The sequence below is a fragment of the Moorena sp. SIO4A5 genome (assembly GCF_010672005.1).
Taxonomy (GTDB): domain Bacteria; phylum Cyanobacteriota; class Cyanobacteriia; order Cyanobacteriales; family Coleofasciculaceae; genus Moorena.
The window spans coordinates 1-26,225 of sequence record NZ_JAAHHZ010000014.1 but is presented as its reverse complement, the minus strand read 5'-3'; the positions used below and the strand labels follow the sequence as shown (position 1 = coordinate 26,225).

Annotated in this window: 25 protein-coding genes; 12 read left to right on the top strand and 13 right to left on the bottom strand. The window is 44.8% G+C overall.

The features are described 5' to 3' along the window. Positions 1–118: 118 nt before the first annotated feature. The 5 genes from F6K57_RS07850 to F6K57_RS07830 all read right to left on the bottom strand — a co-directional run bounded on the left by F6K57_RS07850 (position 119) and on the right by F6K57_RS07830 (position 3,412). Positions 119–268 (bottom strand): hypothetical protein, encoded by a 150-nt coding sequence (locus F6K57_RS07850; protein ID WP_293028047.1) that lies wholly within the window; start codon positions 266–268, stop codon positions 119–121. Positions 269–274: 6 nt separating this feature from the next. After that, complete coding sequence (locus F6K57_RS07845; protein ID WP_293036003.1) at positions 275–934, bottom strand: prepilin-type N-terminal cleavage/methylation domain-containing protein; 660 nt, start codon at positions 932–934, stop codon at positions 275–277. Positions 935–1,086: 152 nt separating this feature from the next. Continuing rightward, positions 1,087–2,130 (bottom strand): hormogonium polysaccharide secretion pseudopilin HpsC, encoded by a 1,044-nt coding sequence (hpsC, locus tag F6K57_RS07840; RefSeq protein WP_293036001.1) that lies wholly within the window; start codon positions 2,128–2,130, stop codon positions 1,087–1,089. Between the two features lie 67 nt (positions 2,131–2,197). Next, the gene (gene hpsB / locus F6K57_RS07835) at positions 2,198–2,905 is read right to left on the bottom strand and encodes a hormogonium polysaccharide secretion pseudopilin HpsB (RefSeq protein WP_293035999.1); all 708 of its coding nucleotides are present in this window, start codon (positions 2,903–2,905) and stop codon (positions 2,198–2,200) included. 3 nt (positions 2,906–2,908) lie between these two features. Then, positions 2,909–3,412: a hypothetical protein gene (locus tag F6K57_RS07830; protein ID WP_293066312.1), complete on the bottom strand. Its 504-nt coding sequence runs from the start codon at positions 3,410–3,412 to the stop codon at positions 2,909–2,911. Between the two features lie 33 nt (positions 3,413–3,445). Between F6K57_RS07830 and F6K57_RS07825 the strand changes: the two genes are divergently transcribed. Further along, entirely contained in the window at positions 3,446–3,667 is a 222-nt protein-coding gene (locus tag F6K57_RS07825) for a hypothetical protein (RefSeq protein ID WP_293035995.1), read from the top strand. On the opposite strand, the gene hpsA is transcribed toward F6K57_RS07825, so the two are convergent. Further along, positions 3,640–8,679: a hormogonium polysaccharide biosynthesis protein HpsA gene (gene hpsA / locus F6K57_RS07820; RefSeq protein ID WP_293035993.1), complete on the bottom strand. Its 5,040-nt coding sequence runs from the start codon at positions 8,677–8,679 to the stop codon at positions 3,640–3,642. The genes F6K57_RS07825 and hpsA overlap by 28 nt on opposite strands. Before the next feature lie 438 nt (positions 8,680–9,117). On the opposite strand from hpsA, the gene F6K57_RS07815 reads away from it, so the two are divergent. After that, positions 9,118–9,345, top strand: a complete 228-nt coding sequence (locus F6K57_RS07815; protein ID WP_293035991.1) for a hypothetical protein — start codon at positions 9,118–9,120, stop codon at positions 9,343–9,345. Here F6K57_RS07815 and rpmB read toward each other — a convergent pair. Continuing rightward, positions 9,331–9,567, bottom strand: coding sequence for a 50S ribosomal protein L28 (rpmB, locus tag F6K57_RS07810; protein ID WP_293028021.1), 237 nt, complete (start codon positions 9,565–9,567; stop codon positions 9,331–9,333). The genes F6K57_RS07815 and rpmB overlap by 15 nt on opposite strands. Positions 9,568–9,631: 64 nt before the next feature. Between rpmB and F6K57_RS07805 the strand changes: the two genes are divergently transcribed. Beyond that, positions 9,632–9,889: an isopentenyl pyrophosphate isomerase gene (locus tag F6K57_RS07805; protein ID WP_293066307.1), complete on the top strand. Its 258-nt coding sequence runs from the start codon at positions 9,632–9,634 to the stop codon at positions 9,887–9,889. Positions 9,890–10,021: 132 nt separating this feature from the next. Here F6K57_RS07805 and F6K57_RS07800 read toward each other — a convergent pair whose 3' ends face one another. Further along, positions 10,022–10,450 (bottom strand): ABC transporter permease, encoded by a 429-nt coding sequence (locus F6K57_RS07800; RefSeq protein ID WP_364301805.1) that lies wholly within the window; start codon positions 10,448–10,450, stop codon positions 10,022–10,024. A gap of 153 nt (positions 10,451–10,603) precedes the next feature. On the opposite strand from F6K57_RS07800, the gene F6K57_RS07795 reads away from it, so the two are divergent. The 3 genes from F6K57_RS07795 (at position 10,604) to F6K57_RS07785 (ending at position 12,376) form a co-directional block, all read left to right on the top strand. Then, positions 10,604–10,825 carry a hypothetical protein gene (locus F6K57_RS07795; protein ID WP_293066305.1) on the top strand — a complete coding sequence of 74 codons (222 nt, stop codon included), beginning with the start codon at positions 10,604–10,606 and terminating at the stop codon, positions 10,823–10,825. Between the two features lie 75 nt (positions 10,826–10,900). Beyond that, positions 10,901–12,028: a DegT/DnrJ/EryC1/StrS family aminotransferase gene (locus tag F6K57_RS07790; RefSeq protein WP_293066302.1), complete on the top strand. Its 1,128-nt coding sequence runs from the start codon at positions 10,901–10,903 to the stop codon at positions 12,026–12,028. A gap of 174 nt (positions 12,029–12,202) precedes the next feature. Continuing rightward, on the top strand, positions 12,203–12,376 hold the full coding sequence (locus tag F6K57_RS07785; RefSeq protein ID WP_293017416.1) for a hypothetical protein: 174 nt from the start codon (positions 12,203–12,205) through the stop codon (positions 12,374–12,376). On the opposite strand, the gene F6K57_RS07780 is transcribed toward F6K57_RS07785, so the two are convergent. Beyond that, complete coding sequence (locus F6K57_RS07780) at positions 12,291–13,100, bottom strand: DUF561 domain-containing protein (protein ID WP_293017415.1); 810 nt, start codon at positions 13,098–13,100, stop codon at positions 12,291–12,293. The two genes, F6K57_RS07785 and F6K57_RS07780, sit on opposite strands and share 86 nt — an antisense overlap. Before the next feature lie 159 nt (positions 13,101–13,259). On the opposite strand from F6K57_RS07780, the gene F6K57_RS07775 reads away from it, so the two are divergent. Then, the gene (locus F6K57_RS07775; protein WP_293017414.1) at positions 13,260–14,357 is read left to right on the top strand and encodes a serine/threonine-protein kinase; all 1,098 of its coding nucleotides are present in this window, start codon (positions 13,260–13,262) and stop codon (positions 14,355–14,357) included. A 115-nt stretch (positions 14,358–14,472) separates the two neighbouring features. Here the strand turns inward: F6K57_RS07775 and F6K57_RS07770 are convergent, their stop codons facing one another. Next, positions 14,473–17,652 carry a phosphoenolpyruvate carboxylase gene (locus tag F6K57_RS07770; RefSeq protein WP_293017413.1) on the bottom strand — a complete coding sequence of 1,060 codons (3,180 nt, stop codon included), beginning with the start codon at positions 17,650–17,652 and terminating at the stop codon, positions 14,473–14,475. A 245-nt stretch (positions 17,653–17,897) separates the two neighbouring features. Here F6K57_RS07770 and F6K57_RS07765 point away from each other — a divergent pair, with 245 nt between their 5' ends. The 3 genes from F6K57_RS07765 to F6K57_RS07755 all read left to right on the top strand — a co-directional run bounded on the left by F6K57_RS07765 (position 17,898) and on the right by F6K57_RS07755 (position 19,736). Beyond that, a complete protein-coding gene (locus F6K57_RS07765; protein ID WP_293042345.1) occupies positions 17,898–18,683 on the top strand; it encodes a 4'-phosphopantetheinyl transferase superfamily protein in 786 nt (261 codons plus the stop codon). 153 nt (positions 18,684–18,836) lie between these two features. After that, positions 18,837–19,001, top strand: coding sequence for a hypothetical protein (locus F6K57_RS07760; RefSeq protein WP_293017411.1), 165 nt, complete (start codon positions 18,837–18,839; stop codon positions 18,999–19,001). 183 nt (positions 19,002–19,184) lie between these two features. Then, positions 19,185–19,736, top strand: coding sequence for a response regulator (locus F6K57_RS07755; protein ID WP_293017410.1), 552 nt, complete (start codon positions 19,185–19,187; stop codon positions 19,734–19,736). Between the two features lie 80 nt (positions 19,737–19,816). Here F6K57_RS07755 and recR read toward each other — a convergent pair whose 3' ends face one another. Then, complete coding sequence (gene recR / locus F6K57_RS07750; protein ID WP_293017409.1) at positions 19,817–20,413, bottom strand: recombination mediator RecR; 597 nt, start codon at positions 20,411–20,413, stop codon at positions 19,817–19,819. Further along, positions 20,379–20,537 carry a hypothetical protein gene (locus tag F6K57_RS07745; protein ID WP_293066295.1) on the bottom strand — a complete coding sequence of 53 codons (159 nt, stop codon included), beginning with the start codon at positions 20,535–20,537 and terminating at the stop codon, positions 20,379–20,381. The genes recR and F6K57_RS07745 overlap by 35 nt, the downstream gene beginning before the upstream one ends. A 119-nt stretch (positions 20,538–20,656) precedes the next feature. Here F6K57_RS07745 and F6K57_RS07740 point away from each other — a divergent pair, with 119 nt between their 5' ends. Continuing rightward, positions 20,657–23,596: a UvrD-helicase domain-containing protein gene (locus F6K57_RS07740; protein ID WP_293066294.1), complete on the top strand. Its 2,940-nt coding sequence runs from the start codon at positions 20,657–20,659 to the stop codon at positions 23,594–23,596. 569 nt (positions 23,597–24,165) lie between these two features. Further along, positions 24,166–24,492, top strand: coding sequence for a hypothetical protein (locus tag F6K57_RS07735; protein ID WP_293066292.1), 327 nt, complete (start codon positions 24,166–24,168; stop codon positions 24,490–24,492). 183 nt (positions 24,493–24,675) lie between these two features. Here F6K57_RS07735 and F6K57_RS07730 read toward each other — a convergent pair whose 3' ends face one another. Continuing rightward, entirely contained in the window at positions 24,676–25,959 is a 1,284-nt protein-coding gene (locus tag F6K57_RS07730) for an NAD(P)/FAD-dependent oxidoreductase (RefSeq protein ID WP_293066290.1), read from the bottom strand. Positions 25,960–26,225 lie beyond the last annotated feature (266 nt).

Here is a 26,225-nt window from a genome sequence, read left to right as displayed (position 1 = left end):
GTAGGCACTGCCCACCCTACGATTAATGACAATGGTGCAAGATCTCGGTTTAATTGTTGCTTGATATAGTTCGATTAAATTTAATTTTTTGAACGACTAACAGGGAGAATCTTCTGAATCAAAAAAGGTTTTGAATTATCGAGTTCAGAAATTTTTCGGTTGTCTTTGGTTTAGCTTTATTGTTATAGCGAAGGGAGTAGGGAGTAGGGAGTAGTGAATTGACACTCCCCGGTCTAAAGACGCGGGTAGTGTCAACTTTATACCCCACTCAACACTATGTTGAAAGATTACATTCCGTCCCTTTTTTATTAGCTTCCATTGCACCCAAGATAGTTTTTATTTTTACACATCGCTTGGTTGCTTCAATCGGGTTATCTTTATCCCTAGGATCGCGAATAGCTACTACGATAGCTAAGCCAAAGTCATCTGGGGCAATTTGTGCATTTTTGAGAACGCCCTGGTTATCAAAGGTAATTTTTCTCTCATCTTCCAAAATGGATAACGTTCCGCCAGATTTGTTGTGATCAATTAGGTTTGTACCCACCCAAACTTGCTCCGGTTTGACACCTAAATCACCAACTAAACTCTGCCATTGAAAGGTCTCTGGTGTGTTGTCTTTCCCATTATTATTCTTATCTTGATAAACTGCCGCTTGTGGACCTTCATCCTCGGTCATCCTAAAACTAACACTGTAGCTGAGTTTTTTCTTTTTCGCTTCTCGCTGGGCTTCTTGGATTGCACTTAATACTCTCTCATTCACTTTATTCACGCGCTGTCGATTCACAAAAGCCAGCCAGCTGGGAGCAGCAATGGCGGATAAAATTCCTACTAGTAAGATAACTACTATTAATTCCAGCAACGTGAAGCCAGCATCCTGCTTTGATTTCGCTTTTATGGTTTGATAATATAACATTTTTAGTTGAGATGTAAACATATAGCAAAGGGAACAGGGAATAGGGAACAGGGAATAGGAGTATTTTTGAGTATTATGCTGAATCAGCCTTGAGGTACACAGAATTTTTTAGCTTGTGCCTCTTGCCTCTTGCCTTAAAAAAAACGTACCTCACTTAATTAAAAACTGCTATATTAGTTAATATTCAAGAAACCCCGTCCTTCAATTTGCATGGTTACGGTAGGGAAATAGCTATACCGCTCTGGTGTGTATTCATAGTCTTCTGGATTATTCTTAAGCCGAGCTAAAGCATTCCCTCTCAAAAATAATTGGGCGATTCTTTTTTCTGCATCCACACAGGCATAGAACCCACCGTTTATTTGACTTGGAACCTGCAAATCTTTTTCTTTCTGTTTGATTTCTTTAGGTGAAATACCAGGGGCGTTTTGGGGAAACACAATTGGACAATCTGGTTTTATTGCCGTTGCTGTGTTATCAGCTGTGTTATCAATGTAATCTACCAAGATTTGAACTTGAGTCTCGTAATTATCAGCCCCTTTTTCCCACTGATTCAACTTTTGCTTGAGAGTGCTTCCTTTCTTGTCGAGATCAAAAGATTTAAAGCCTGGGCTAGCAGGTATACCAACTTGATTGGCTTTATTTGAAGTTTCATCGATGACTTGATCACGAATTTCAAACCGACCAATTCTAGCAATATTTGACCAATTATCATTTTCTTCAGTGATTAAGTAATAGGCAACCAAAGCATAGACAAAGGTATCATTGTCATTGGTTAAAGTGCCAATCCTTGTGCCATTGACTTTGTCATCTCTATCAAAATGCTTCCGCTTCCAGAATACCAGCACAGGTTGACAGTTATCTGTTTTACAACCTGGTGCTTCAGCAACTGGTGGGATTTGGTTTCGGATTCCAGAGTCATCCGGTTCGTCGTTATGGTCTCTTTCTACTCCAGAGTTATCGTAGATATAGACCGCTTGCTCCAAGTCTCTGGCTATGTAGTCCATAGCCGCTTGGATTTCTTGTTCTGAAGTAGCCTTGGCTTGCTCTTTACGGTCTGTATCGACGATAGTAATCATAAATCTCAATAGTGGTGCGATGATCAGTACTGCAACGATCATTGCCACCAGCAGTTCAATTAAAGTGAAGCCGCCATGGTTGAGCTTAGGCTTGTTGCTTTTCAGTTGGTGGGCGAGTAAGGTTCTGAGTAATCTAATCATGGTTGGGGTTTTTGCTTGTGATTTATATGATTAGTTTCTGATAGTAGTGACCGTATTAGTTACAACATTAGTTACAACCTAGGCGATCGCAAAAATCGCTATAACTGGGTGTACCTGTGGTAATTTCTGTAGTCATTTCCACTAGGGGGGCTTTGCGATCGCTTAATCCAGGTCCAATCGCTTTCGCCTTAGCCCCCTTCTCACCAATCTCCAACTTATCTTTGTTATTACCAAAGGCATCCGCTCGGTAAACCCGCACCCCCAGAAAATAGTTTTCATCAGTACTTGTGGCTTTTGAGGAAGGGATACGAGGACTTTTGACACTTGATGAAGGGATACTCCCAAATGCCTGGATGATTAAGTCTCTTGGACTGTCACTGCTACAGCCACCGCCATCGAGATCTACGCAGTAAATACTCTTGTTCTGATTATTCTCGCAATATAAATTTTTTTTACAATTCAAGTCTGATTGTTCAGGAGCATCAACCTTAGCAAATTCAGCTCTTTTTGTTAAAATATCTTCCTTTTTCATAATTACCGTGTGTTCAGGAGGGTCAATCGCTTCACTCCGCACACCATCGATATAGGCTCTAGCCGCTTGCACTGCTAGTTCTACTCGTCGCGACTGGACTCGATTTGCCACTCCTAAGACAATCATGGGTGAGATGCCAAGCATCAGAATTGTAATAATCAGCATTGCCATCAAGGATTCCATAATTGTGAAACCAGCCTCTGATGATTGGGAAAGGGGTTGTTGCTTCTGGGGATTAATCATGGTTCAAGTATTAATTATTAAGGGAGTCGGGAGTCGGGAGAGATGTAGGGTGGCCAGTGCTTGAGTTAGATTGATTTCCTTGCCATCGGCTTGGGTTGGCACTGCCCACCACCCAGGGAGTGTTCGATCCCCCCTAACCCCCCTTATTAAGGGGGGAACTGGAGTAGGGAGTAGATGTAGTAGATGTAGGGTGGCCAGTGCTTGAGTTAGATTGATTTCCTTGCCATCGGCTTGGGTTGGCACTGCCCACCAACCAGGGAGTGTTCGATCCCCCCTAACCCCCCTTAATAAGGGGGGAACTGGAGTAGGGAGTAGATGTAGTAGATGTAGGGTGGCCAGTGCTTGAGTTAGATTGATTTCCTTGCCATCGGCTTGGGTTGGCACTGCCCACCAACCAGGGAGTGTTCGATCCCCCCTAACCCCCCTTAATAAGGGGGGAACCGGAGTAGGGAGTAGATGTAGGAGTTGAGACCAATTCATTTCCCGGCAAATCAGGGTGCTAGGCACTGCCCACCACCCTCAGATTAATTACAATCGTGCTTGATTATTCATAATTTCAACCTTCAACCTTTAACCAAACAACCTTGGCCAAAGGCCACGCTACGCGAACAACCTCCAACCTTCAACCAAACAACCTTGGCCAAAGGCCACGCTACGCGAACAACCTCCAACCTTCAACCAAACAACCTTGGCCAAAGGCCACGCTACGCGAACAACCAAACAACCTCCAACCTTCAAGCACCGTTTTTTGACGGGCAATAGCGCCCGTTAACCGCTAGATTTCCTTTATCGTCTTCAGCACACAGTAAGGTTTTGACCCATCGGTCATCTCGGGAAACTTCGCGGAAAAACTCATCAGGGTCTCCCGCTGGGGGAGTGGTAAACAGGCCAGAGAACAGGTCTGGTAACTGAGTCAGCAGAGCCACATCGAAACCATATCGACGTTGGGGTGCCATGTAATAGGGCAGTTTGCCATTACCAGTGGCATAGGGCATAAAGGACCCATTAGCTCGATCATCCTGATCTATCTCGTATCCAAATCGACTGGGGACGTTTATATTCGGGGCATCCTGGGGGCCATGCCAGAATGGGGCTGTATCATAGGCCGAACGCTTGAACTGAATCAGGGAGCCGCTGATCCGAGCCGGAATACCCTTTGGTTCGCCGCAAGTTCCACCCGGTTGCTGCCAGTTTTCTAGGTAACGGACGAAGTTAGCTAAACCACCATTATTTTCCTGTGGGCTTGGGGGACTATCCCCGGAAGCAATCACTAAATTGAAGGTTTCTCCGTCTTCATTGGCTCGCTGTGTCCAGCCCTCTTCGATTTCCACACATTCCGATTGTATTATCGGGAATCCGTTTTGGTTTATTCTTGGTTGAGCAGTCAGGGAGTGAACTTGTAGGGCTGGTACCAACATCGGTTGCTCTGTTGTTGGGTTTTGTAATGGCTTTTGGTAAAACAGTGGTCTTTCACCACCGAAGCTTAGACGACCATCATCGGTAGGATCACTTTGATTTCTAGTTGTTTTATACCACAGAGCATGTGGTGCTAATCGAGGTCTTTTGGTAGGGCTGAAACTATTGTATGGGTATTCTTGGACAGTCCCACTATTATCTCCTGTTCCATCAGCTCCGTTGATTCCCAGAGGAATCGGAAGACCGTCATTGAGAACCAAGTTGTTATTTTTAGCAGGATCTCGTTGGAAAGCAATGCGACGGGGATAGCGTCGATCGTCGGGATCTATGGCAGGTCTTGCGGTTGTGCCGGAGAAAAGTAGATTGACAGATTGTGTTACAAGGTTACTAGCCTTTTGCGGTGTAGCAGCGTTTTGTGCACTAACCACCCAGTCATCAGGTGTACAAGCTGAAACTGGAACTTTCCGACAGATTTCCATCACATACTCTGGAAATTCTACCCGTCGCTGAATGGGAGTGACAAAATTGCTGAGGTAGGAACTGTTTATTCTTCTAGGGTTCGGATTTTCTATAGTAATAGGTCTTGAATCAAGACTAGGCTGAGGGTTGCCCCTCCCATCTGGATTATCAATAATATTGTCATCATTGACATCCCACCAGTTGGCACTAGTGACAAAATTATTGTCAAATATGCCATTAAGTTTTAGTCCTGCCGCAACAGTTATCTGAGACTCGGGAACCCCAATTTCAGTTGCATTACCATTACCATTGAGGTCAAAGCCAATCTGTGTTTCATCGAAAGTGTCTGCTAAGTCACCATTCCCGTTTACGTCATAACCTATGACAATTTGAGACTCTAAAACCTGATCGGCACCTGTGACACCGTTGCCATTCAGGTCAGCACCATATGTAGCCTCATTTACAAGGTCTATTAAGTCATCATCCAGGTCTAAGTCAATACCCATTGGTATTCCCCTCAGGTCATAGTCCCCATCGGAGCGGTAACCAAACTCAAAATCATTAGACAGTAGGGTAACGCTATCAGCAATCACTACTGCTGGTCGCCACAAATCCCCTGAATTACAATTTTCCAATCTATCATCCTTTTGGCGACAAGCAAAGTTTCCGTCGAGAGTTTCACGACCGTAGAAATTGCCATCATCCCACTTTTTATTTTGTAGCTGCTGTGTAAACTCTTCCACCAACTTTCCCTCAGGGGTTTGGTGTAAATTAAAGCCGGATTTTATATCCCCATTGATAACGTTGTCATCGGCTTTGATATACACTGGCAAATTGGTAGCTAAAATTAACCCTTTCTCTGCTCCTGGCGGATCGGTCAATGTAAATGAGTTATCTTCGTCTTGACGGGCTAGCACTGTCCCATTGCGTAACATAATTCCATTGGGACGGCGGGTGGGGTCTAGGGTAAAGTCTACGCTACTGGAGCTGAGATTTTCTTCACGGGTAGCGTTGGGATCATTCCGACTTAGGTCTGGTAAAGCATCATCACGGGTGGCGTAGATAACCCCACTATCCGGTAGCAGAAATTCTGGGGTGGGACCTTTACCGTTGGTTAATCCATCAATTGGTGTTGTTCTGAGCAGATTGAGATCCAACACCGTAGCCCTGATTTCCAGAGGCTGACGGTCTTCTATCCCTAGGTCATAGGTATGCTCAGATAAATTATAGTTATTGGCCTGGTTAGGAGCCTGATTAATATCCTGGACTTGTCTGGCATTCAAAAAGGACTGTTCGTAGATTGCCCCATGAGGGATCGGTGGATCACCCATAGGAGTAGCACCGTCTAAAATTGCTAAGGCGCAAATTGCAGTATCAATGGCTGAATAATCAGCTAGGGTGAGCTCATCTGCTGGTGTGTTTAAGGCTCTTCTCAAGGGTTCGTTGACAAGACGCCCATTGGGAAATACTAATCGGGATTGTCGTTGCAGTTTTGGGTTGCCAGCATTTCTACCAGGAAAGGCGTAAACGATGCCATTGTTAGACCTGCCGTTGTTAGGATCAAATCGCTCTAGGTCGTCCCAATCCCCACCCCCAGATGAAACTCTATTTTTAGCGGAGTCTTCATCTGTGGGGTCATAGTAGCTACTGACACAGGCAATCGGTTCTTGGTCAAAATTTTCTTCTTCTGGGTTCTTTCCTGGGTTTTGGGTGTAGTGATAAACCGCGCTTGCCCTCATCAATAGGTCACTTTGCTGGTAAAAATCAGTAATGTCATCACCCTTAGAAGTCTTACCATTATTATTTCCAGTTAAATCACCCTCTACACCACCATGCATGGGCATGGTATCTGGCCAGACACGTATAGGGAATCCTCTCAATTGGGCTGTTATGTCATTTACCTGTATTCTGTCATCAATACGCCGACTTCCAGGATCGACAAACCTAATATCCCAACCAGGAGGGGGCAAATAAGATTCCAAATCAGGATTATTAAGAGTATTGCCGTTATCGCGAGGGAAATTAGGTTGTCCTTTGGTTCTCGTCAACAGACCCAACTCATCATCATCCACATAAATCCCAGCACCGGTGACTACCCGCAATCCCCCATACCCTTCCAGAGGCTGAACCGGTTGCCTGGCTGCTGCTGCTTCCCAGAAACCATTGCGGTCAGTATCCCCTAACTCAGATAAGGGAGTGATTTGGGTAGTGCGGTAGCGCAGCTTATTGTCCTCATCCTGAAAGTCATCCCACTCAACCGTATCATCTATGGCTTGTTGAGCTCTGGCACCCTGGAATTGCTGTGCATTTTTATCCCACCATAGAGCAGGTAAGCCATGACCGATCAAAACGCGATCGCCAATTGTTTTTTCCGTACCTCGTTCCTCTTGTAGGCTTGGTTCCGTTGCTGCCGGACTGAGAGTGTTTCCATTGATATTCAGCTTCAGCTTATTGTTACTGTTGCTAGTACCTGGTTTATAAGGGAATATCCAATCATCCTGGGGTCGAAGCTCGTCACCAGTACCTTGGATCTTTGCATTTCCCGGGTCTTCACCATCGGGAACTTCTGCATAGGGAACACGACGGGTGCGGTCTTTGAAGTATCTTTCTAGTTCTTTTCGTTCATCACCCTGAGCTTTAGCGTTGACAGCATTTACCAGATCATTAATTCGGTCCGTGTAGGCTTGGCTGTTATCCCCAATCTGATTGGGTGGTGCGTCAACAGATTTATTTTCATTTTTGCCTAACTTAACTTTCGCCGGTGGGTCATCTCCTCTGAACAGATGTATGTCTCCTCCGTCTTGATCTTGCTCCTGATCAACACGACCAAAGGCCATATTGCCCCCGACAACGATCTTGCTGTTTTCTTCTGTGTAGTAGCAAGATTCCGGGCTACTGACTTGAAAATACTCATTACTTCCTTCATCATTACCGGTAAGAAAATTCCCGTTGGTAAAAATCCGGCCATTAATCTGGATGCCCTCCCCAGGAGTAATTTGTAAATCATCCTCGTAGACAATGGCATTGTTGGCTAGGGGAATTCTGGCTCGGTCTTGCTGATACTCTAGAGCTGATAATCCGGCCTCACCCTTGTAAGCCTCATAGGTTTGACCATCTATGTTGTTATCCCCAGCTACAATCGGCACCGTTGCGGTGTAAACAAATATACTTTTCTTTAACTTCGACCCGGACTTAAACCACCCGGAATTATCCACTAGGCTAGCGCTAGTGTCAGCGGCTAGGGGACATCGCTTGCTATCGCCAGACTCCCCCATCGGTCGGGTTCTCGCTTGTAGAGGGGTTCTGGTTTTTTCGTTTTGATTTGGACTTGGCTGTGGACTTTTGAAATAAATTCCGTAGAGGGTGTAGCTATCGAATAGGCCATTATTATCCGTATCAACCGGAAACCTCCAGGCAGTGTCTATGGTGCTTACTTTGCCGTCACTGTCTTCGTCTTCGAGGGTCAAACGGGTTTCATCACCAAAGTTGTATTTGCTATTCGTGAACGCATTTTCCAAGGCTTCCTCTGATGGGGTGGAGCGGGGCAGGGTGGGGTCAGCAAACAAGGCTTCTAATTTGGCTTGAGCCCGCTCAATGGCTGGAGCAGCGGCATTGAAAACTGCTTGATTGACGCGATAATTACTGGCATTTTTGACCCGGTCAAAGGAGCGCAACACAATGGCAGTTACCAGCAAGGTTACCACCAAGGTCACCATAATTGCGGTCGGTAACACAAACCCAGCGGTTGCCACCCGCGACCGACGGTGTAAAATAAATAAGCTACGCAACAGCCAACGCATCAAAGGTTTGGTGATGGCTTGAGAGAGTTTGACTACCTGTTTGAGTAGTTTTGCGATCGCATTCGCTAACTTCTTCCTGGTTGACTTCCTGGTTGACATAGGGATTTTCCTGTCACATTTCCTGAGTAGATTCCTGAATACGAACTAGTTCAAGCACCCTAGATGATATAGATCAAGGCAATAGGCAATAGGCATGCTAGCAATAGTTGACGTGCATTAGCTTTTGCTGCTTGTATCAATGTCAAACACCTTAATTGCCTTAATTGGTAGTCCTATATTCAAATGCTTCAACGAAGCCAAGGATTACCTATCTACGGTTAACCCCATAGTGTTAGGTCTACCTACGAATAGAGAATATTCTTAAATATTTAATTATACTATCGAGATTTACGAAAAATACCACGATTTGTTAACAGTTTACCTAACCTAGAATTTTCCTACCTCCTCTAAAGGCAGACTATATCCCCTTTACCAAAAACTCATAGATTTAACCTACCCACATTAAGCGAAAAACCCATCATCCCCAGAGAAAAAAACATGGGGAGATGGGGAGATGGGGAGATGGGGCGGGAGTGTGGGAAGTGTGGGAAGTGCGGGGAGATGGGGAGATGGGGAGATGGGGAGATAGGGAGATGCTCAATTATCGGGTTAATATATCATATCTGTTTTAAAATGTTCCCGATTCCCGATTCCCGACTCCCGACTCCCGATTCCCGATTCCCTACTCCCTACTCCCTACTCCCTATTCCCTTAATAATGATTTAGATTAATACCAGCTTCCTGAGCCATTGCTTGCAGGCCCTTTTTCTGTAAGGTCTTAATCGCCTTAGTGGAAATCCGCAGCTTCACCCAGCGTTTCCCTTCTTCCCACCAAACTCTTTTAACCTGTAAGTTAACGTTTTGTAAGCGCTTAGTCCGACGGTGGGAGTGAGAAACAGCATAGCCGTTATTGGCCTTTTTACCAGTCAACTGACATCTACGGGACATGGGGTACCTCTTGATTTACGTCTGTTCTTGATCATATCTCGGAGATGGTGCGGGGAGTCGGGAGATGGGGAGTCGGGAGTCGGGAGTCGGGAGTCGGGAGAGTGTGGGGAGTGGGGGAGGTGTGGGGAGGTGGGGAGGTGGGGAGGTGGGGAGATGGGGAGATGGGGAGGTGTGGGGAGTGTGGGGAGTGTGGGGAGATGGGGAGATGGGGAGATGGGGAGGTGTGGGGAGTGTGGGGAGTGTGGGGAGATGGGGAGATGGGGAGATTGGGAGATGGGGAGATTGGGAGATGGGGAGATTGGGAGTGATTAATCCTAGGTGAGTAGGTAGGCACTTAATCGGAAGTTCCCTACTCCCTACTCCCTACTCCCTACTCCCTACTCCCTACTCCCTACTCCCTACTCCCTACTCCCTACTCCCTACTCCCTACTCCCTACTCCCTACTCCCTACTCCCTACTCCCTACTCCCTACTNGCACAATACCTCCTAAGGGAATCAGGTACTGGGGTGCATACCAAGGTTCTGGTTGAATCATCAATAGATTTGTATAGATTAAGGTCAATGCTGTACTGAAGAACAGGGAACTGAAAACTATTGGTAAAAGTCTCGGTATCTTGTGGTTACTAATCCGATTGCGGGCAGTAATGGTACCAATAGTCAGCATTACCATTAAGATACCTAAAACAGGAATCGGGTGATCTAAGGCAAAAATTACAGCCAGCACATATCCCACAACAATGAGTTGTACGATAGTTCGGCCAGTTGCGATCGCTAGTTGAACTTCCAAACCCAGCCTTTGCCAGCTCGATAAACCAATTGCGATCGCCATCATGCCCAATCCCCACGCTAAATCGCTAATATCGAGTTCAATCAAAGAATCCACCAGCCACCACAGCTAACTTGTTTTAATCTATTGTGTCAGATCCTCTGTTAATTGTGATGGCAGTTGGAGGTTAACCGGTTGAAGGTTAACCGGTTGAATGTTAACAGGTTGAAGGTTAACCGGTTGAAGGTTAATAGGTTGAAGGTTAACAGGTTGAATGTTAACCGGTTGAATGTTAACCGGTTGAAGACTAGTTTTGAACCATCAACCATCCCAGCATCCCAGCTTCAAACCATTCAACCATTCAACCATTCAACCATTCAACCATTCAACCCTTCAACCCTTCAACCCTTCAACCTTCAACCCTTCAACCTTCAACCTTGGCCAAAGGCCACGCTACGCGAACAAACCTTCAAGGCCAGGAGTGAAAAGTAAGCTGCAGGTAAAATTTGAACCCTTTTTGCAAAAAATTCTGTTTTAATTGAAAACAACTTAAGGTGTGAGGAACAAGTGAATACTATACCCCCTCTTGACTTAAAACGGCAGTACCAAGTTATTGGAGAACAAGTCAGTGCTGCTGTCGGTGACGTTCTTTCCTCTGGACGTTATATTGGTGGTCCAGTTGTAGAACACTTTGAGCAACAGTTTGCGGCTTACACCGGTACCCTGGAATGCATTGCATGTAACTCTGGTACAGACGCTCTCTATCTCGCCCTGCGAGCTTTAGATATCGGACCAGGTGATGAGGTAATTACCACACCCTTCACCTTCATCGCTACTGCTGAAGTAATTGCTGAAGTTGGTGCTACCCCAGTCTTTGTAGATATCAATCCCGAAACCTTTAATATCGATCTCAATCAAATTGAGAAAGCAATTACCCATAATACTAGAGCAATTATACCAGTTCACCTGTTCGGGCAGCCAGTAGATATGACTGCTGTGATGGATATCGCCAAGACTCATTGTCTTGCAGTCATTGAAGACTGTGCCCAAGGGACTGGTGCTGAATGGGTAGGAAAAAAGGTTGGCAGTATTGGACATATTGGTTGTTTTAGCTTCTATCCCACCAAGAATCTGGGAACCTGTGGCGATGGTGGTGCGGTAACTACTAATGACAAAACTGTTGCGGCCTCAATACGGATGCTAAGAGACCACGGCAGATGCTCGGGCTATTACCATCAAGTCAATGGTATCAACAGTCGTTTAGATGCCCTACAAGCCGCTATTCTTAACGTAAAGCTACCCTATCTCGATGGCTGGAACAATGCCCGTCGTCAGGTAGCAACCCGGTATCACCAGTTATTGGAGCCATTACCTGAGATCATCCGGCCTCGGGAAACCCCTGGGGGACATTCCGTCTGGAACCAGTACACCATTCGCCTCACTCAAGATAGCAGCAATAGCAACTATCGGGACGAGGTACGCCAAAAATTAAAGCAGGCAGGTATTAGTTCTATGGTCTATTACCCCCTGCCGTTACACTTGCAGCCAGTCTACAAAGACTTAGGCTATCAAATCGGTCAGTTTCCAGTTGCTGAGCAAGTCTGCCATCAAGTATTGTCCCTGCCAATGTTCCCAGAACTTACCGTTGAGGAACAGCAACAGGTAGTTTATGGATTGAAGGACTGTTTAGTTTGAAGGTTGAAGGTTAACAGGTTGAAGGTTAACAGGTTGAAGGTTAATAGGTTGAAGGTTAACAGGTTGAAGGTTAACAGGTTGGAGGTTAACAGGTTTAAAGTTAACAGGTTTAAGGTTAACAGGTTTAAAGTTAACAGGTTTAAGGTTAGAAGACTAGTTTTCAAGCATGCAACCTTGGCCAAAAGGCCACCCGTGCGCGTTCAACCTTCAACCTTCAACCCTTCAAACCTTGGCCAAAAGGCCACGCTACGCGAACAACCGTTCAACCTTCAACCTTCAACCCTTCAAACCTTGGCCAAAAGGCCACGCTACGCGAACAACCTTCAACCTTCAACCCTTCACCCTTGACACCTTCGAGGGATTCTACCAAGCTGCGAACCGCTGCTACCATTGCGACTTCGCTATCTAACTGATTGATAGCGGAACCAACGCCAACACCAGCAGCACCAGCGGCAATGGCCATGGGAACGGTCACACTGGATAACCCGGAAGCACACAACACTGGTACTGACACAGCACGAGAAATTTCATAGGCAGCTGCCAAGGTTGGTGCTGCTTTTTCAATTAAACCCAAGGTGCCAGCGGAGCGAGGTTTACTGCTGGTACCCCCTTCAGTTTGAATAATATCGGCACCCGCTTTGACTAATTCTGCCGCTAGTTCTACTTGCTGATCTAACTTTAGAATGTGGGGGACAGTTACTGATAGGGTTATATTGGGTAGTAATTTACGGGTTTCAATGGTCAGTGCCAATACGTCGGAAGCATCAAACCACTGTCCCTGAGCATAAAAGCTATCAAAGTTACCAATTTCAATCAGATCAGCACCAGCTTGGATAGCAATAACAAACTGCTTTGGTTCTACAGCAGAAACACAAATTGGTAAATCCGTTAACCCTCGTGCCAACCTGACTAGATCGGGCGAGGCGGCAATATCGACAAAAGTCGCTCCACCCCGTGAAGCTGCTTTGACTACAGCAGCAACTTTCTCGGGATCAAAAGTATTTAAGCCACTAATTACTTTCAGGCAACGACCTTGGTCCAAGGCTTCGTTTAGTTTGTGATGCATAGTCATATTTTCGGTTTACCCCTGTATTATCAACCAACTTTACCTAATTTTTAATTAACTGTAGGAAATTTTTTTTCTCTCTGAATAATTCTGCCAAACCCGTATATTTACGCCTAAACTAAAAGCATATCGGTGCTGATGGCTACTCCTTCTATATAAAAATAAATGAATTTCCCGCAAGTCAAGCTATCTTCTTTTCACAGTGATGTCTTAAAGAATACCGAGTTAGGTCAACTTTGTGGCAAAAAGCAGCTATTTCGCGCACGCTATGAAGTGTTACGGATGATTGGTCGAGGTGGTTTCGGTGTAACCTTTCTAGCCAAAGATACATCCTTACCGGGTCAGCCGTTTTGTGTCATCAAGCAACTTCGCCCCAAATTCAGTGAGCCAAAAGCATTACATAATGCTCGTCAGCGGTTTGAAAGAGAGGCAAAAATTTTGAACAAACTGGGGACTCACCCCCAGATCCCCATGCTGCTCGATTATTTCGTAGACGATGGAGAATTCTACTTGGTTCAAGAGTACATTCGAGGCATTACCCTAGCTCGGTTGGTGAGGCGTTCTGGTTGCTTATCCCCAGGAGCCGTTAAAGATTTTCTGCGAGACATACTACCGTTATTGCAGTACATCCATGACCATGGGGTAATACATCGTGATATCAAACCTCAGAATATTATTCTTTCTCATGATGGTCAGTTGGTACTAATTGATTTTGGGGCAGTTAAGGAGTTAATTGCCCAAGTATCAGATAGCAGTGTCAGAAACCCAACTACCCATTTCATCGGTACTGTAGGATTTGCACCACCGGAACAGTTTAGCCTACGACCCGTGTATAGCAGTGATATTTATTCCCTAGGGGTTACCTGTATTTACCTACTTACTGGAAAAGCCCCCCTACCATTTCAGAGCGAGCGCCAAACTGGTGAACTGAAGTGGGGCAAAGCATTGGAATTGAGTGATTCCTTTGCTAATATTCTCAACAGAATGCTGGCTATTTCCCTCAAAGAGCGTTATTCAAACGCAAGAGCGATCCTAAGGGCCTTGGATCATAAATTACTTCAAGAGAATCTTGCCGAGTTTCTAGTTATTCAACCTCAAGCTAATCAAAACCAACGACAGGCAAAGCAAAACACCGGGAAAAGTCAGAAGTATACACCTCCTACAGAAAAAACTGCGATCGCGATTCGAGAATGGAAACAAAGGATGCAAGCCAGACACCGCCATAAGGATATACAAAGAGTTGAACACCTATTTAATCATTAGGCTAAATTTGCAATTACAAGGATTCCGGACAAAAAAAGACTAACAGTGAATAACTTCGCCATTGGTTCGTTTTTCATCCTTCATCCTTCATCCTTCACTTTCCATTCTTTACAGGTCAGCCAGTATTACGCATGCCAGCAGCAATACCGTTGATCGTCAATAAGGCTCCTCGTAGTAACTCTCCCTTACTATACCGGGATTGAACCACACCCAATGTTACCTGGTTGCTATGTTGACGCAGGCGTTTGAGCAAAGATACCTGTAAAAATCCTAAGGGAACGATGGTACCATTACGCAACTGTACAGACCGTTGTAAATTTGGGTCGCCATCTAGCAGTGTTTGGTGTCCTGTGATCGTCAGGACTAAATTGCAGGTAAGGTTAAATTCCTTAGCAATTTGCTCAAACAAATGCTCGAAGCGTTCCAGGTCTTCAGGGTTTGAAAGTTCCTTGAGATAGTGGTGAGCAATTTGTAAATCCACCTTCGCTAAGGTCATCTCTACTTTGGAAATAACCATTTTGAAGAAAGGCCATTTTGAATAGAAACAGCGCAATAGGTTGATATTTTCCTCTGGCTGCTGATCGACAAAGCTTTGTAGGGCAGTGCCAACACCGTACCAGCTCGGTAGCAGGAAGCGGCTTTGAGTCCAGCTAAAGACCCAAGGAATTGCCCGCAGACTGCTTAAATCCTTCTTCCCTGATTTACGCCGTGCAGGGCGAGAACTAATTTGCAACTGGCTAATTTCTTGAATCGGTGTGACTTGATGGAAGAAATCTACCAGATCCGGTTGGTCGTGAATCAGGGCTCGGTAATGGGTACGGGAGGTCTGAGCTAACTCCTCCATAATTTCATTCCAGGGCTGGATATCATCAAAGCCATTATTGAGTAAGCTAGCTTGCATCACTGCTGTGGCTATTGTTTCGAGATGATAGAGCGCTAGTCCTGGAAGAGAGTACCTAGAAGCAAGGACTTCCCCCTGTTCGGTAATTTTGATTCGGCCATTGATACTACGACCTGGTTGCGCCAGGATAGCTTCATAAGATGGACCACCACCACGACCGACTGAACCACCACGACCATGGAAGATCCGTAAAACAATACCGTACTCTTGGGCCACGTGCTCTAAGGCTTTCTGAGCTTTGTGGATTTCCCAGTTGCTACTGAGGAAGCCAGAATCTTTGTTACTGTCGGAGTAGCCGAGCATTACCTCTTGTAAGTTAGGAGAGGTTAACGCTTGTTCCCGTAGCGTGGCCTTTTGGCCAGGGTTATTTGGTTGTTCGCCTTTAGCGTTCGAGTAGGGTAGGTTTAATGGGCTAACCTGCAACTGTTGATATCCACCAGCCAAACTAGCACGATACAAGGGTAGCTCAAACAGGGATTTCATCACTGCTGGAGCACGCTTAAGGTCTTCCACTGTTTCAAACAGTGGCACCACGCGAATGGTTCCCTGACCAGTGGCCGGGTCATACAAACCAGCTTCCTTCGCCAACAAGAGGACTTCTAACAAATCGCTGGCCGTATGACTCATGCTGATGATGTAGGTTTGGCAGATTTGGGGACCAAACTCTTGTTGCAGTTGCCGCACCATCCGGAAGGTTTCGATAGTCTCGCAGGTTTTTTCCGAAAATGGCAGTTCTGTTGGGATTAATGGACGTCGGGTTCGCAACTCAGCGGTTAACCACAAGCATGCTTCGGATTCCGATAGCAAGTTGTAGGGCTTAGGCAAAACTTGCAGGTACTCAGCAATTTCACTCAGGGCTTCTGAGTGGCGAGAACTTTCCTGGCGAATATCTAGGTGAGCCAGGTAAAAGCCATAAATTTCCACCTGACCGATTAAATTGTCTAACTCACGACAGTTCAACCCGGTTTCCACCAGATTACTCTCAATCAGCTTTAGTTCTGCCAAGAATTCTTCTCCAGAGCGGTAAAAACTCCAGCTTTTACCATTAGCCATCTCATCTGGTACAGGCATACCATTGGCAAGCTGTTGGTTTCGCTCACGGGTGTTTTCGAGTTTTTGCTTAATGTAGGTCAGTTTGAGTCGATAGGGTTCTTGCCGATAGCGAATGGCGAGCTGTTCGTAAACCTCTGGCAATTGAGAACGGTCTTGTTCTAGAGAGTCCAACAGTTCCGGTAGCACATCACACCAGTGCAACGACAGGCTCAATAATTCGGTCAGATTCTTAACCTCACCTATATATTTACCCAGCACCAAATCTCGTTGATAGCAGGCAGTTTGCCAGGTAATTTGGGGAGTGACAAAAGGATTACCATCCCGGTCTGACCCTACCCAAGAGCCAAAATGACAGAAGTTCTTAGCGGGTGGGTTCAGCCAGGGGAATGAACCCTTCAACGCTTGCTTGAAACGACTATACAATTGGGGTATTGTATCAAACAGTACTTCGTGGAAGTAGTGAAGAGTGTAATCTACCTCATCAAGTACTCCCGGCTTAAACTGATGTAGCTCATCGGTGCGCCACCAGAGGCGAATTTCTTCCATGAGCTTTTGGCTACATTCAGTCACCTCCCAGGACGAAGTGATTCCTAAGGTACCATAGGTTTGCTCCGCTTGGTCTAATTGTTCGAGAATCTTAGCCATCCGTCGCTGTTTACCCCGAATGGTACGACGAACGATTTCTGTGGGGTGAGCTGTGAAAACCAAGCGAATATCAAGATTGTCAATCAGCCGCTGAATTTGACCTGGTGGCACATTCTGCTTGTGTAAGTGGGGAAATAACCAATCCAGTAGCCCTAATTTTCTTTCGGATCCTTGGTTTTCCTGGTGGCTCTTTTCGATAACATTGGTAACGGCACCCCCTGGTTGAGTAACCTCATTGCCTATTTCCACCTCTTTGTCAACGGTTACAACAGTTGACAAAGACGAATTACCATTTTTTGTTAAAATACCTTGGCCGAAGGGGGTTAACTCAGGTTCAGTGCTTCTTCGGTAAGAGCGGCGTCTTGAGAGTTGTTGATTTCGTTGTTCATAATGTTGTTCGACAATATTGATCAGCTGAAAGTATAGAGCAAAGGCTCGTGATGCCCGGATAGCCTCATTAAGGTCAAGCTGTTGGATTAAATCAGCTACTGAAGATTTAGGATCTTCAGTGGCTTGTCCTTCTGGAGAACACAATTCCCGCAGTTGCTTGAGTAAATCAACAAGTTCCTGACCACATTCAGATAGGAGAACAGATTCCCACAAATCCTCTACAATTTTAAGTCGATGGCGCAGAAACAGGTCAGAAGTAGCTGGGAAGGTTGATTCTTGATTAGATGGAGATGGGATAAAACTCATAGGCTCTATCTATTCCCTATACAAAGCTGATCTATTTTACGGGTTTGAGGTTCTTTGGAGTAACTAAGGAACAAGAATTTAAATTTCTTTGGAAAGCTCATGGCAGCTTAACATCACATTAACTTTAATAGTAAGGCAAGTTATTGGGTATCTGTAAAAATCATTAAATTTATGAAATCTGACTATTGGTCTGACTATTGGGTGTAACTGTGAAACTACTAATGTTTATAAGTTTTTATTGAACCATGACCCCAGTGTGGCTAATTCCCCCAACAGATTTACAACTATTGAACCATGATGTCCATCTCTGGCGTGCGCAGTTGGAGCTGAGTGGAGTATTGATTGAGAAATTGGCAACCACTCTTTCTGAGGACGAGCACCAAAGAGCTGAGCGATTTTACTTTGAGCGGGATAGAAAGCATTTTATAGCAGGTCGGGGTCTTTTGCGCCAAATCTTGGGTCGCTATTTGGGCATGAACCCACGCCAAGTGGAGTTTTGTTATGGAAAGCGGGGCAAGCCAGCACTCAAGGAAACTTGTGGGGGCAGAAGACTCCGTTTTAATGTTTCTCACTCTCATGGACTAATTCTGTATGCTATTACCTGGGATCAGCGCATTGGCGTTGACCTAGAATACCTGCGACCAATGCCAGATGCTGAGCAACTCGCTCAACGTTTCTTTTCCCCCCAAGAGTATGCCGTGATTTGTTCTGTGTCTGAGGAGCAAAAGCACAAGGCATTTTTCCAGGGATGGACCAGTAAGGAAGCCTATCTCAAAGCGATTGGTGAAGGACTAGCTGGCTTGGAACAGGTCGAAGTTTCTGTAAATCCAGCTGAACCGACTGCCTTGCTGAGCATCAACAAAGACCCTCAGGCAGTTTACCGTTGGTCTATCGCTGGTCTAACCCCTGTGCCTGGTTACTTTGCCTCGTTGGTTGTGGAAAGAAAAGATTGGCAGTTAAGTTGTTTTGATTACACCGAGAAATCAGTGTCTGGTTGGGGTGTGGGCGGATCAGGTGTAGGGGGAAATTAGGCCGTAATAGGAACTGGTTAATCGTAACTGAACCAGACCAAGTACTTTGCATCGGAATGCGATTGGCTCTAGGTCACGCGGGGCGCGATCGCATTCCGACGGGCGAGCCTCAACACAGGTTCACCCTGAACGGGTGTGGGGTCTTACCCTAGAATGGCACTAACTATAGCAATCCTAAATCAATTGAGAGAATGTTTGTTCCCTACTCCCTACTCCCTACTCCCTACTCCCTGTTCCCTGTTCCCTGTTCCCTGTTCCCTTTGCTATAGGGATAGATTGTCACATCTCCCACACCTTTTTATAGGGGTATGGCTATAGATTGATAGGGCTGAGTTATCTTAGTTGGGTAGGTCGTGACTTGTCGATCATCGCTAGGCAAACTGGCACTCCCCTGATCCTAAGTTAGGGTGTCCACATTAGCCTCTGGAGTCGGCGACAGTCGCTTCATTCAACATTTGTTTTTTTAAAATTACCTCAAACTACCTTGGAAAGGAGTCAGTCGTGGCAAGTCATAAAATCCTGGTAATCGATGATAGTACGGTAATCCGCAAGCATGTCAAAGAGATGTTACCTAAGGGGTTTGAAGTCATCGAAGCTAAAGATGGGGTGGAGGGAATTAATTTAATTCGCCAGGCAAAACCTAACTTTATCATGTTAGATTTTATCCTGCCCAAAATGAGTGGATTTGATATTTTTAATGAACTTAAAAGTGATCCTAAATTACAAACAATACCTCTGGTATTAATGTCAGGCCGAAAGGAAGAAGTAACTGCTAAAATTAAAGAACCTTTTAAGTATTTTGCCTTTATTGAAAAGCCTTTTAATAAAAAGCAGCTGACGGACGCTATCAAAGAATCCATGCAAAAGGCTAAGAAGCGACCAGCAACTCCTGCACCAGCACCAGTTAGTGCAGCTACCGCTGAGTCATCGCTCGAATCAGCTCAGGAAATTGCGCAGTTGAAGGCAAAGGTTGCCAAAATGCAACAGGAAATAGATGCCTTGAAGAAACAGTTAGGTCAGCTGGTGACGTTTATTAAGCAAAAGTTGAAGTAGTTTATGGAAGGATGGAGGATGAAGTATCTTCTCACTTGATAATTCATCCTTCACGAATGCTTAATCCAACTCACGAATGCTTAATCCAACTCACGGCGTCCTTCTAAGGCTCTAGCTAGGGTGACTTCATCTGCATATTCTAGGTCTCCTCCCATAGGTAAACCAAAGGCAATTCGGGTCACTTTGGTAAACGGCCTGATCAGTTGACCTATATATAGTGTGGTTGTCTCCCCTTCTACACTGGGATTGATGGCTAAAATGACTTCTTGAATCGTTTTCTGGCTGACTCGTTGTACAAGTTGCTGGATATGGAGTTGTTCTGGACCAATGCCATCCATAGGGGAGATCACTCCTCCCAGAACGTGGTATTGGCCTCGGTACTCGCGGGTTTTTTCGATGGCAATCACATCCCTTGAGTCGGCAACTACACAGATAGTCTTCTGGTCCCGGTTGGAATTGCGGCAAATTTGGCAGACCGGTTCAGCAGACAAGTGAAAGCATACTCTACAAAAACCAACTTGTTGTTTGGCTTCCACCAACGCTTGCGCTAGGGCTTTGACTTCCGGTGTTGGACGCTTGAGGATATGAAGGGCTAGTCGTTGGGCAGTCTTTGGACCAACTCCAGGCAGGCGTTGTAGCTCTTCAATTAAGCGAGCGAGGGGGCGTGTGTAAACCATCAGTCAAGAATCGGGAATCGGGAGTAGGGAGTAGGGAGTAGGGAGTAGGGAGTAGGGAGTAGGGAGTAGGGAGTAGGGAGTAGGGAGTAGGGAGTAGGGAGTAGGGAAAGTGTTTATGGACCATTGAGCGCTGCTAGATCATCGGATATTTAGAATCACACTGGAAAAACTAAACATTAGAATAGCCTCAGCTATAAGATAAATAGATCTAGCTAGATCTGCGATCGCATTTTATCCGCCCCTATGAGTACAACCCCTGATTTCCTGAGCCACCTTAACCCTTCCCAACTTCAAGCCGTTGAACATTTCTGTGGTCCCTTGTTAGTTGTTGCTGGTGCCGGGTCTGGCAAAACCCGAGCCTTGACCTATCGTATTGCTAATCTGATTCTCAAACACAAGGTCTCACCAGAAAATATCTTAGCGGTGACGTTCACTAACAAAGCCGCACGGGAAATGAAAGGGCGGATTGAGCAAATATTTGCTCAGCAGCTGGCGGAACAGAAGTATGGTCAAAGGTTGGAGCTTCTGCCAGAAGACCAACAAACTCAGTTGCGATCGCGTGTTTACAGAACAATCACCAAACCGTTGTGGATTGGCACCTTCCACAGTCTGTTTGCTCGGATTCTCCGCTTCGATATCAATAAATATCAAGATGATCAGGGACGGAAGTGGAATCGGAACTTTTCCATCTTTGACGAATCCGATGCCCAGACCCTGGTTAAAAGCATTGTCACTCAAACCTTAAATCTTGATGACCACAAATTTAACCCCCGTTCTGTGCGCTATGGTATCAGCAATGCCAAAAATCGCGGTTTATCTCCCCAGGAATTTGAGCGAGAACAGTCCAATTTCCGGGGACGAGTGATTGCTGATGTCTATAGTCACTACCAAGAGCAATTAGCTGCTAACAATGCTTTGGACTTTGATGACCTCATTTTAGTGCCAATGAGGCTATTCCAACAGAATGAGTCGGTCTTAAGCTACTGGCATCAGCAATTTTATCACATTTTAGTGGATGAGTATCAAGATACCAATCGCATTCAGTATGAACTGATTCGCTTATTGACTACCAATGGCGAAACTCGAAAGAGTCAGTGGGATTGGCAGAATCGCTCAGTTTTTGTAGTAGGGGATGCAGACCAGTGTCAGCCACCAGGTACTCAGGTACTCACGACTGAGGGATATGTCCCAATCGAAGCACTAGACCCAAATCAACATCGGTTAGTCAGCTATAACCCTCATTCTTCCGCAGTAGTTGGCAGAGTGAATGGTTATCGTTTCAACAAAGCCAGTCGTCCTTTTAGTGGCAATCTGATTGAGGTAACGGTTGATAGCCAAACTACTCGCTCCACACCAAACCATCGATGGCCAATCCGGTGGAATCAGCAAGCTAAGGAAAAGACTCATGTTGTCTACCTAATCCGCCGAGGTCAGTGGTACCGAGTCGGATGGTGCAAGCTATTTAAAAGCGATGGTGGATTTCAGTTAGGCTATCGAGCCAGGGTTGAGAAAGCAGATGCCGCTTGGATTCTGGTGGCAACCGACAATCGGACAGAAGCTTCCTTCAAAGTGTCTTATATTGCCGCACGCTATGGTATTCCCACTGCCCCGTTTGAACCAATTAATGGTGCCACTGAGTACACTCGTCAGATGCTGGAGCAGTTATTTAATGTACTGGGTGATGTGTTACCAGAACGGGGGATTTCCTGTCTTCAAGACTTTGGACTCGACCCAAACTACCCCATTTACAGCCCTGACATTGCCTATCAAGGCGGAAGGGGTAAAAGTACTATCGAGCTAGCAGCGATTAATTTATTACCAGAACTGATGGATATAGCTGTCTATCAGGGTGGCAAAACAGTGGCTTGGAAACCGATTAGGATTCAGCGTCAGGAATACAGTGGCTTGGTGTATAGCCTAGAGGTAGAGAAGCACCATGTCTACTTTAGCGATGGATTGCTTACTCATAACTCTATCTACAGTTTCCGAATGGCAGACTTCACCATCCTTCTGGGTTTTCAGCAAGACTTTGGTGATGGTTTACCAGACCAAGATACTCGCACTATGGTCAAGCTAGAAGAAAACTATCGCTCTAGGGAAAATATTCTTCAAGCTGCTAACCACCTGATCGAAAATAATACCCAGCGGATTGATAAAGTTCTGCGAGCAACACGGGGTATCGGGGAAAAAATCTATTGTTTTGCCGCTGATGACGAATTGGAAGAAGCTCAGTTTGTAGTCAGTCAAATTATCCAACTAAAACGACAAAATCCAGAACTGGATGGCGGCAGTTTTGCTATTCTTTATCGTACTAATGCTCAATCCCGTGCCTTTGAAGACGTTTTGATCAGAGCGGATATTCTCTATACTGTAGTTGGTGGGTTAAAGTTCTATGACCGTAAAGAAATTAAAGATGCTCTGGCTTACCTCAGAGCGATCGCAAACCCATCCGATACTGTTAGTCTATTGCGCATTATCAATACTCCTCGACGAGGTATTGGACAAACTACCATTAACAATCTGGTCACAGCTGCCCAAGAATTAGGAGTTCCCCTGTGGGAAATTCTCAGTGATGAAACCTCAGTTCATACATTTGCGGGAAGGTCAGCTAAAGCGGTCAAGAAATTTTCTCAGCTTATGTCTCAATGGCAGGAGCAATTGGAAGACCGAACAGCATTGGAGATTCTCAAAGGGATTATGGAAGAGTCTGGTTATATTGGCGATTTAAGAAACAAAGGAACTGAAGAAGCTGAGAATCGATTGGAAAATATTGTAGAATTGTTTAATGCAGTCCAGCAATTTCAAGAAGAAAACGAAGAAACGAGCTTAGAAGGGTTTCTTGCTAATGCAACTCTTGCCTCTGACATGGATAACCTCGAAGAGGGGAAAAAAGCAGTTTCTTTAATGACCCTTCACTCTGCTAAAGGGCTAGAATTTCCGATTGTCTTTCTAGTCGGCCTAGAGCAAGGACTGTTTCCTCACAGTCGTAGTCTTAGGGATCCTGTAGCGTTGGAGGAAGAAAGGCGTTTGTGTTATGTAGGGATTACTCGCGCTCAGGAACAACTGTTTTTGTCCCATGCTCATGAGCGCCGCTTTTATGGGAATCGGGAACCAGCTAACCCTTCTCAGTTTCTCAAGGAGTTACCCTCAGACTTAATTGACAGTAAAGTTGGAATGTTTTGATAGTCTCCTCGGTCTGGGGGGGTGACATGCAAGCTGAAATCATTACTGGGTAATAATTTCAGCCCATAAGTTACTTAGCGATGCAGCGCGGTCTTGGGGAGGCAGCGCGGTCTTGGGGGTTCCCCCCATGAGCGACTGCCGTGGTTTCCCCCACTCGCGCTTTGCATCAAGACAATGAATAGAGGGTTAATTTGGGACTTTATCTTCCATGAGCTTATTCGCATCAAAGCCTTATATACTAAGCTTTTTAGGGCTCATGTCACCCCCTCAGGTCCCTTTGTCAAGGAGTTCATTTGTTCTTATCATTTATTGTTATTCCCTATAATCCTGATTCAGTCTAGCTTATAGCTTCTTTAATACACCATAAAGTTAAGAAATTTTACAAAAAAATAGATCTATCTTGACCGCAGAAAAAAAAGACTGTATGCTAACCATGGTAGCTAAAAAATTAGTCTAGATTCGTCAAAATACTAGGATATTTTTTGGCCAACCATGGTACAGGAATCCTAGAGCGTTTATGATAACTTTCTGGGAATAATAGCAATTTCTCTCTAAAGGAGACAGTAACAATGAATAACGAATTTTTTGGTGGTCTAAAGCGCATCTTTTCTGACATTATAATTTTTGGAATGGTCTTCTTAATGGTAGGCTTCTTTGCGCTCACTCCAGCTGCTTTTGCAAACTGGAATGAGGAGTGCAACAATGAAGGATGTAGTAATGGTGAATTACAAGACCTCTACGAAAGCTATGCTTCAGAGTGTTTAACAGAAGGCTGTTCTAACGAAGAAATGTATGAGACCGCAGGTGGTTCTGGTTCAGTATGTCCAATGTTTTCTGACTTTAAGGACAAAGGCTTTTTCGTAAGTCCAGACTCCTTGGCACAGTTCCGTTGCTAAGCATCCCTTAGGGGAGGCCCTTAAAATCAAAAACAACTAAACAGAACTGTTAGGTATTTTATTAGATCCTAGCAACCAACAAGTTTTTTGATTTGTCTTGTCTTGATGCATGCTTTGTATCAAGACAAGGCAGGGTTTATTCATAACTATGCCTGGTTAACCAAAAAGATGCCTTTACCCTGGTTACCGTATGTCGGAAAAAGTGAGTTTGGTAGCGGTAGACACAGAGAAAATTTGGCGTACGTTGCGTTCTCCTGTGAGATAATCTCTAATCCAACTACCCAAAACAGTTAAACGATTTGATAAACCGGGAAGATAATATAAATGGATACCTAACCATAACAGCCAAGCTAACCAGCCTTTTAAGGAAATTCTGCCAAACAGATAAGCAACTCCTGCATTGCGAGCAATAATTGCTGCTGTTCCCTTGTTGAAATAATTAAAAGGTTTGAGAGATAATCCTCCAAACTGTCGTTTGAGATTACTAGCGACTGCCGTTCCTTGCTGTAAAGCTTCAGGTGCAATCCCTAAAAGTGGTTTGTCGTCTTGCTTAACATAGGCAACATCTCCCACAGCATAGACTTCTGGATGTTCTAATAATTGCAAAGTTGAGCGCACACAAACTTGATCTTTCCTAGCTGTAGCTAACTTGTCAGACTCTACAGGAAGATTAGCTTTTACTCCTACAGCCCAAATAATAGTTCCTGTTTCAATTATCGAACCCTCTTCTAATTCAATGGCTCCAGGCATGACCGAACTAACACGAGTGTTAAAATGAATTTGAACTCCCCGACGGCATAGCGCTTGCTCAGTGTAGTCTCCTAAATGATCGGGAAAATCAGCCAGCAATCTATTTCCTGAATGAATTAAGATTACTTTTACTTCTTTTAAATCAAGTTCCCGATAGTCTTTAGCTAAGGTATCTGTAATTAACTCAATTAAAGCTCCTGCCAACTCTACCCCTGTCGCACCGCCACCGACAATTGTAAACGTAAGTAGTTGTTTTCGTCTTTCCTCGTCAGTAGAACTAATAGCTTGTTCACAATTACTCAAAATGCGATCTCGTAGGGCTACTGCATCATCGAGAGTTTGCAAGGGATAGGTGTATTTAGGTGCGCCATCTACACCGAGAAACTTAGTTTGACTCCCCGTAGCTATGATCAAATAGTCATAATTAATATTTTTTTGATCAGTTTTTACAAGTTTAGCGTTAAAGTCTATTTCTAAAACTTCTGCTTGAAAAAAACTGGTATTAGGAGCGTATCGCAAGAATTTTCGCAATGGATAGGCTACCGCTTCTGGGGGAATAAAACCAGTAGCTACTTGATACAGTAAAGGCACAAAGGTATGATAGTTGTTGCGATCTATCAATAAAACTTCTGCATTGACTCTGGCCAAATTTTTGACTGCTCTCAATCCGGCAAAACCAGCCCCGATGATTACTATTTTAGGTTTTTGATATGACATGGTTGTTACTAAAGGTTTTGTTTGAGGAAGTTATATAGCGGTTATTGCATTTATGAGGTACACTTCTAAACCTCAAAGTCCCCCTTTTTAAGGGGGATTTAGGGGGATCCCTTTGTACCTCATGGGAAATAGAATTGCTATAGCATCCCTAAATAGGTTTTAAACAGTTGATTTAGCTATGACTACCTATGATATTATCAGTATTTTACCCCTATCTGTATTCACAGATCATTTAGGATTGCTATATTTAATTTATAGTACCCCTA